Annotated in this window: 6 protein-coding genes and 1 pseudogene; 4 read left to right on the top strand and 3 right to left on the bottom strand. The window is 56.3% G+C overall.

Annotation, left to right across the window (positions count from 1 at the left end; all coding sequences use genetic code 11):
* A pseudogene (locus tag AC1DW2_RS39880) lies at nucleotides 1–473 on the top strand (hypothetical protein); the annotation flags it as partial.
* 106 nt (nucleotides 474–579) lie between these two features.
* Here the strand turns inward: AC1DW2_RS39880 and AC1DW2_RS39875 are convergent.
* Entirely contained in the window at nucleotides 580–783 is a 204-nt protein-coding gene (locus AC1DW2_RS39875; protein WP_477008784.1) for a hypothetical protein, read from the bottom strand.
* Nucleotides 784–1,161: 378 nt separating this feature from the next.
* A complete protein-coding gene (locus AC1DW2_RS39870) occupies nucleotides 1,162–1,608 on the bottom strand; it encodes an NUDIX domain-containing protein (protein WP_477008783.1) in 447 nt (148 codons plus the stop codon).
* Between the two features lie 401 nt (nucleotides 1,609–2,009).
* On the opposite strand from AC1DW2_RS39870, the gene AC1DW2_RS39865 reads away from it, so the two are divergent.
* On the top strand, nucleotides 2,010–3,437 hold the full coding sequence (locus AC1DW2_RS39865) for a GumC family protein (protein WP_477008782.1): 1,428 nt from the start codon (nucleotides 2,010–2,012) through the stop codon (nucleotides 3,435–3,437).
* Between the two features lie 61 nt (nucleotides 3,438–3,498).
* On the opposite strand, the gene AC1DW2_RS39860 is transcribed toward AC1DW2_RS39865, so the two are convergent.
* Nucleotides 3,499–4,836, bottom strand: a complete 1,338-nt coding sequence (locus AC1DW2_RS39860; RefSeq protein ID WP_477008781.1) for a lipopolysaccharide biosynthesis protein — start codon at nucleotides 4,834–4,836, stop codon at nucleotides 3,499–3,501.
* Nucleotides 4,837–4,956: 120 nt separating this feature from the next.
* Here AC1DW2_RS39860 and AC1DW2_RS39855 point away from each other — a divergent pair, with 120 nt between their 5' ends.
* Nucleotides 4,957–6,174, top strand: a complete 1,218-nt coding sequence (locus tag AC1DW2_RS39855; protein ID WP_477008780.1) for a glycosyltransferase family 4 protein — start codon at nucleotides 4,957–4,959, stop codon at nucleotides 6,172–6,174.
* Nucleotides 6,167–7,477, top strand: a complete 1,311-nt coding sequence (locus tag AC1DW2_RS39850; RefSeq protein WP_477008779.1) for an O-antigen ligase family protein — start codon at nucleotides 6,167–6,169, stop codon at nucleotides 7,475–7,477. The genes AC1DW2_RS39855 and AC1DW2_RS39850 overlap by 8 nt, the downstream gene beginning before the upstream one ends.
* Nucleotides 7,478–7,713 lie beyond the last annotated feature (236 nt).

Raw genomic sequence — 7,713 nt, 5'->3', positions numbered from 1 at the left:
ATCTCAAGGACATCTCGTTCGGATCAGGCACGAAAGTCGCCTATTCAGGTGACACATCGGGCGGGGTACTCACCATCTCGGACGCCCAGAACCACATCGCGCATATCACGCTGGCCGGCGACTACACCCATTCAACGTTCAATCTCTCAAGCGATGGAAACGGCGGCACCCTCGTCATCGATCCGCCAGTTGACGGGTTTAACATCGCGCATCCCTCGGCTCCGCAAACTACTGCCGCTCCAGCGATTCTCCGGATTGGAAGCGCCGGCGACGGGTTCGTCTTCGGCCAATCTGGGACGCCCGCCAGCCACCCGGAAATCGGATCCAACAACTCGTATGGATACCACGCTTCTACTGAAGCGCTACATCAGTCTGGACTCGATTTCGATGCCAGCGCGCATCTTGCCGCCGAGCATGCACATTTGGTTGCGCTTCATGCATTCTCAGCAGAGGGATATCTGCTACATGCCTAGAGGGGCTGTCATGCGATCAGTCGCCTCGTCGCCGAACGAATCTTTGCCGCGTTTTGGTCTTGCTGTCGTCGTCCGGGATCGAATTTGATCTGCAGACGCTGTGGCGCTAGCGCCCGCCTATCGACGCTGTCATGCCGGACTGGCTTTCGGAACTAATGCATCCGCGGCAGATGACCAGTTTTCTGGCGATCTTTGCCTCCCGATCAGCCTCGATTTCGTCGTGGACCACCCACCACGCAGCTGAATAGGGGCGCAACTCCGCTACGACCGCTTCTCGTTGCAGGTTGGAATCCTGATCGGGTGTGCTCATCTGTCTCGGAACTCGGTGCGATCGAGGCAGGTTAGGATTTTGCCCCAGACCGTCCCACGCGTATTGATACCGCAACGGCGAGGAGCCGGAGGCCGGCTTGGACGAACCTTGAGCCGATGTCCAAGTGGGCTGCGAAGCGCAGCTCCCAAGTGCGACGGACAAGAGCAGGAGAAGCAATGTGCGAATGGCCATGATTGCGTACCGAAACCTGCGCGGTGCGCATCACGAGATCCGCGTCCATAGCTTCACGCGATACGGTTAACAATTGATTAGATTAGAATCGTCTTCTCATGCCGCTGGGCTACTCTGTGATGAAGCGAAGCAGTTCGCGTTCGTCGAGGGTTCGACGGCGAGCCTTGGCAAGGCGCTTAACCCGCTTCAGTGCATCTTCACTTCAGACCGTTCAAGAAACGCCCTCAGTCCGAACCGGGATGCCGGCGTCAAGTCCCCATCGAGATGGGAGAGGGATTGCATCAGCTCATCGGGATCGATGATTGCGAGCGAACCTTCTGTCACGACAATTTCGTCTGCGGGAATCCCTGTCACCAGAAATACGTGGCCCCGGACGATGTCGCCTTTAACAACCTCGCCGCATCCGTCGAGGGTTGTCAGAAACCCGAACCTTTCGGGTGCAACTAGATGCGTGATTTCTTCGTGCAATTCGCGAGCGATGCACGCCAGATATGTCTCGCCCGGCTCGCGGTGGCCTCCGAACAAGGAAAGCCTTCCGGGATATACGATGTCGGGGATGTCGTCGCGGCGCTGGAACAAATAACGGCCGGCGGTGTCAAGGACAACTGCAAGTGCGATGTGACGATCCGGCATTACGTAGCGTACCTTCGAAATGTAACAGCTTAAGCATAATGGTCAGTCCCGAGCAGGGCCAGATGATTTGCCTAACTAAGATGTGTATGTCTCTTTGAATGCATCGCAGGTAACCGCTTTGGTAGCCATTTCCGCAAAAGCGGCCGGCACACAGGCTGAATGTGTATCACCGCCCGGGACTTGGGCATTGACGAGCAAAGTCGCCCAGAATGGGATGGTTTTGCGATCTTTGAGTTGTGGGGGCATTATTCGATTTGAATTTGATAAGCAAAATCAGTAGATTAACAGGCGAGGTCGCGATGACCAAAACTCCCACCAGAAACGCTGTAATTTGAGCATCAATCGACATTGTTCCGACCGGTCCATGGCCCTATCCTTGGGACCGGCGGATAGGGGTTGCAATGACCAGTCTCGAACCACGACAGGATTATCGGCTAATTCTTCGACCGCAAGTTGAGGACCGCCGGGCGGCCGAAAAGGACAGCGAGCAATCCGATAGCCTGGAGCTATTCGTCCTTCGTGCGCTTCGTCGATATTGGTTAATCTCCGCGACAGTATTCGTTTTAGGCATTCTCTCTGCAGTATTGCTGCATGCCATGCTCGATACCAAATACGAGGCGACGGCGTCCCTCCTCATCGACAACGGCAAGCAAAGCGAAGCCAATCAGGGCTTTGATTCGGTCTTCGTAAACTCGCAAATTGAGTTGCTAAACAGCGAATTTGTCATCAGGTCGGCCATCCAGAATGTCGGCGACGGCAAGTTGTACCCGAAGAGCCCGGACGGTGAATTCTCGGAGCTGCTAACTTATCTGAGCGTGGCCCAGAAGAAGATGAAAAACGAGGACCGCGCATTCAAGTCGGCGGCTCGCGCATTGAAGGTGCAGCTCGAACCGCGGACCAGCATGATCCGGGTTTCTTTTCGGCATGAGGATCCACGTCTCGCCGCATCTTTTGTGAATGCGCTCACAGAGAGCTATCTGGGCAAATACAGGGCTCTCTACACCCAAGCTGGAGCGGCTGATTTCCTCCATGGAGAGGTGGAGCAACTTCAGCGCAAGGTAGCCACAGCGGCCGGGGTCTTGGGGGTTTTTATGACCGCAAATCGCACTTACGCAATCGATGAGCAGAAGAAACTCTTGCTTACCCGCCAGAGTGACCTCGCCAAGTCGGTGGCAACGGTGCGAACCGAACTGGCGCAGCGACAGGAGGAGCTGAGGGTTGTCGAGGAGCAGATCGGCCAATTGAGGCCAAACGCCGCTCGCGCTTCGCAGGCTCGCGATCCGTCAAGGGCGGCGCCAGAAGCGGCAGTTCCCTTACCCTACAATAGAAATCTATTTGGGGACGATCCTCCGTTGCTGCTTGTGAAGCTCTATCAAGAATCCACGCAGCAGTTTCTGACCCTGAAGATGACGATCGCAGGGCTGCGCGCCGCAGAGTTGGCTCACACGGCCGAGTTGGGCAACGTGGCAAAGGAACTTGTCACGCTAGCCAGCCTTGAGGCCGAAACCAATCGCCTCAAGAGGCAGCTTAGCTCGGCAGAGCAAGAGCTTTCGGAAATCACCTCGCGTGCGGGTGAAAAGCGGATCGCAGCGGCAATGACGGAGAACAATCTTTCGGCCATCAAGATCGCGCAGTCTGCGTCCGTCCCATTTGAAACCGCAGGGCGCAGCGTATGGCTGTTTCTGGCAATTGGTTCTTTTTTGTCCGCCCTGACTGCGGTTGGAGTGGCTTGCGCGTTGCAGCTGATCTCAGCTCATCGAAATCCGCCGACATACGTCGCTGCAAGCTTCCTGCGTACGGTCCGTTTCTATATGTTCTTTCCGAGCTAGGCGGAGAACATCTCCGACGACAAACGGTTCGAGGAGTTTCGCTTTGTCTGGTTAGATCAATTCAGTGTGCGGGCTTGTCGCCCAGAACCGCGATGGATTGCCTAATGGTTTGCGGACTGAGCCAGCCCATGGATCTGATCTCGGGGACATGGATCGATAACCCCCGCCAGGACAGGAGGAAGAGCACGAACTCGGCCAGGACGGTCGCATAGGCGGCGCCCAACGCGCCAAGGGCTGGAACGAAAATGCAGGACGCGGTGATCGCCGTAAAGGCTGCGAGACCAAGGTATATGACTCGCGGTATCGTCTGCGGTCCGGTCACGAGCAGCGAACTGTAAGCGCTTTGCAGGAACCTTGTCGGAATTCCAATGCTCATTACCAGCAGAAGGTCGACAGACGGAACGTATCTCGATCCGAACATCCAGGGAATCAGCCTGCTAGCGGTGGCCACGAGGATGGCCATTGCGAGGATGCCAACCGAGGCCATAAGCGCGGCTGACACATAGAATGCGGCCGCGAATTTTGCGCGGTCATGATGGCCCCAGTGGAAGATCCTTTCAGCGATGAACTTAGAGTAGAAGACGGAGGGAAACATCATCACCGCAGAGACAATGAGAAATGCGATGTTGTATTGCGCAGTCTCGGTCCCGCCCCGGATGTACTCCAGAACCACAATCGGCCCCTGGAAGAATATGAGATAGATCGCGCCGAACAACAGAAAGGGGCCAGCCGAGCGGGCTGTCTCCAGCACCGAGGGATGGGGGTGCCGATAGCTCTTCAGAAGTCGCCCCCAGGATCGCGCCGGAACCGCAACCAGGCTCCAAATGACGGCGATCGCTCCCATCATTCCAAATCCCACGAGCACTGCCCGCAGGCTTGAAATGGTGAATGCTTTGAGGCAGAGGGCGACCACTGCGCGCCCAAGCTGGGTGACGATCTGCCAAAAGGCGACCTGACCGGCGCTCCGCTCGATCTGATAGCGGACCGACGACAGTTCTACAGCCAATTGTCCCAACAGGATCGGAACGGAGGCCGCCAGTAACAGCAATCGTTCGGAAGCGGGAAATTTTGCGATCGTCAGCGCATACGCCACGAGGCCGGCGATGCCGAGGCCGGTGAGAAGTGCCACGAGTTGCGCGGCGGGAAAGTACCAGCGAACAGCTTCTTCGCTCTCTCTCCCAACCACTTGGAGTAGAAACCAGTTCATTCCTCCCATGCCAATCAATGCTAAAAGGTTTATGATAGACGACAGGGCGGCAATCGTACCGAGAGCCTCCAGATCCATAGATCGAGCCAATGTCAGTTGCGCAATAAAGTTGAATAAGGCTGCAAGGAATGTCCCGGAATACAACAGCGTTAGCGCGCCTATCGCCCGCTTGATGAATGCGTTGCGGATCATCCCACCTGTCCTGTTCGTGCCACCGCTTGTCGCCGGCACGCATCCGTTATCAATCTACGGGGCGAATGCCCAGGTATTGCGATCAGAGGTTAATCAATGACGAGGCGCTCGATACTCTTCGTGACTGACGAACTCTTCCTTCCCTTACCGTCCAAGAATGCGTCGGGTTGGCTGTATTACACCATAGTCGAGACCTACAAAAAGCGAGGCTGGAAGGTCTATTGCGTTTCGTTCTTCCGGGACCCGCAGTTGGCGGGATCGAGCGAAGTGAACTCGGCCTATCAGGAGCAATTTACGGACTTTCTCCTGTTGCCTGGCTGGAATCGCGGGAGGCATCCGCTTGGTGCGATCGGTCAAGTCTGGAGAGAGGTGCAGCGGGCGCTGACCGGCAATGTCCTGTCGTCCCACCCATTTCTGTTTACCAATACCGTCAGAAACTCGCGATGGATCGCCAGGAGGTTGAACGAGTGGCAGGTCGACGTGATTTATCTCGCCAAGCCGCAATCGGTTCAATTGCTCGGTCGGGTCCTACCTCAATTGTCCAATAGCCGAAAACCGCTAGTGGTGATGAGTGCTCACGATGATTTTGTCAACCGAGCGATCGCCTACCGCGCGACATATCAGAGATTGTTTGATGTGCTGAATTTGCCGGAGATCCTGCGCGATCATGCAAATGCCTGGATAAGGCATTTCCTCGAGCGAATTGACGTTGCACGTTCGCGGCAGGCTGAAGCGGAAATATTCGACGCTTGCCATTTGGTGCGCGTGGAGTCTGCCGATGAATTCGCCAACTACTCAGCCTTAAATCAATCGACGGCGAAGCTCTCTCACAAGCCATTTTCCTACGTCGCCCCCGTTCAACAAGCCCACGAGACAGCGGCTCAAGCGTTCGATGCTGGCTTCATTGGCTCGAATGACGTGATGAATCTCGACGCAGTCTTGTACTTGCGGGACGTGATACTGCCGATCATCCGGAAGGCGGCGCCGGAGTTTCGCATGCTGGTTGCCGGGGGCATCTCGAGCAAGGTAGGGCCGCTCATCGAGGGGGTCGCCAATATCACTGTATGGAACCGCCTGGACAACGTATCGAAATTCTACAGCGCTATTCGTGTTGCCGCGGTGCCGCTTCGCGCCGGCACCGGCGTCAGCATCAAGGTGCTGGAGGCGTTATCGTTCGGAAAGAGGATTGTCAGCACTCCCGTCGGTGTGCGTGGACTGCCGAACAAGCTGCTCGCCGATGCGATCGTGACCAGTGACCCCAACGAGTTTGCGCATGCTTTGTTGCGGGAGCGAACCCGGCCTGGCATGGCGCACGGCGAGCTTGCCGTCGATGGTTGAGTTCGAGACGACGAGACCGCACTCACTCATGGCGAACGCTCGGCTGAGCGAGGTGCTATTTGCTTCAACTTTGGTTTGCTATCTCCTGATCGCTGCGGATATCGTGCCCGGYGTGACCGGTCTTCAGGCTGAGTATGAGCCCGGTTATCTCGATGTCGTGAACATTGACACGGCTGGGGATGTCATACGGCAGGCGCTGCTCGCCCCGTTTTTTCTCGGTTCGGTCTATCTGCTGACACACGCGAGGCCAAAGGAGAATCTGCGACGGTTGGGATGGCCGGCCGCAATTGTTATCGCAATCTGCTTCCTGTCCGCCGCCTGGTCGTCAGATCCCATGGCGACCCTCAGAAAGGCGCTTGGGTTGCTCGGGACGTTCTCGGTGGGAACGTATGTCGCCAGTCGGTTGAGTTCGTACCGTTTTGCCAAGCTGGTGCAGATCGCAGTGATCGTTGCCCTGGCGGGTTCGTTCATATGGTTGCTCATCGCCCCGGACAAGGCTCTGGACACCAACGGTCAACTTCGCGGGCTCTTCAATCACAAGAATATCCTGGGTCAATTTGCCGGCATTGGCTTTCTCGCATTTCTTTCGCTCGCCGTCAGGGAWACGGGTCGTCGCCGGCTTATTCAGCTTGGTGGTGCCGGGGCATGTGTTCTATCGTTGCTTCTGGCGAGCTCCGCAACGCCGCTGATCGCCATTGGATTCGTGACCGCTTGGGCCTACGCAAGATCCCGATTGGGATTGCGGCCGCGGGAATTGGTCGTGCTCACCGTGGTGATCTGCGTCGGCGGCGTGCTGTTTCTGGTCGCGGCGCCCGATGCCTTTACGTCTATTATCGGTAGGGACGTGACCCTATCCGGACGAACCAACATCTGGCAGTTTGCCCTTGAGATGGCGACGCAGAAGCCGCTGCTGGGATATGGTTATGGCATATTCTGGCTGGGGCCAAATTCCCCCGGATCACTGTTCTGGGACAAGACCCTACAGTTTGAATTAAGCGCCCATAACGGCTACTTGCAATGTCTTCTCGACCTCGGGATGGTGGGGCTCTCGGCCACCCTCGTTGCAGTTTCTAAGCCCCTTCTCAGGGCGCAAACACCATCAGGTATCAAGCGGCCTTACATCGATCGCCCCGAAAACTTCTCGGAGTGGTTTTTGATTTTCTTTCTGATTCTCAACGTGGCAGAGATCCGCTTCTTCGATCCAACCTCAGTCGTGACGTTCGTGTTTGCCTACATCTCCGCGTACCAGCGAGGGCGAATTAGGGGGCGCCATGTCCAGGGAGGGGCCTCGTTTACCGAGTAAGAACTTCGCACCTCCCCGTTTGCAAGGCGCCAAAGATCCGTTTGCCCCGTGCAGCTGCCAGTCGCCCTTCGTAGCAGATGGTGAAACTGCCCACATTTTCACTGTTCACTAGCTCGCCATATTATGATAAAAAACAGTCATAAGTTGGGCGACTTAAGTTGGGCGACTAATGTCGTATCTTGGCTACTATTAGGCAGCCAATGGCGTTTTCCGCGAGAAACTAGTTTTTCGTATCG

The organism is Bradyrhizobium sp. P3_C3 (assembly GCF_056402655.1).
This window is presented reverse-complemented; position numbering and strand designations above follow the sequence as displayed.

Coding starts and splice junctions, on each gene's coding strand:
- AC1DW2_RS39875 (WP_477008784.1), bottom strand. CDS start 783: ATGAGCACACCCGATCAGGATTCCAACCTGCAACGAGAAGCGGTCGTA.
- AC1DW2_RS39870 (WP_477008783.1), bottom strand. CDS start 1,608: ATGCCGGATCGTCACATCGCACTTGCAGTTGTCCTTGACACCGCCGGC.
- AC1DW2_RS39865 (WP_477008782.1), top strand. CDS start 2,010: ATGACCAGTCTCGAACCACGACAGGATTATCGGCTAATTCTTCGACCG.
- AC1DW2_RS39860 (WP_477008781.1), bottom strand. CDS start 4,836: ATGATCCGCAACGCATTCATCAAGCGGGCGATAGGCGCGCTAACGCTG.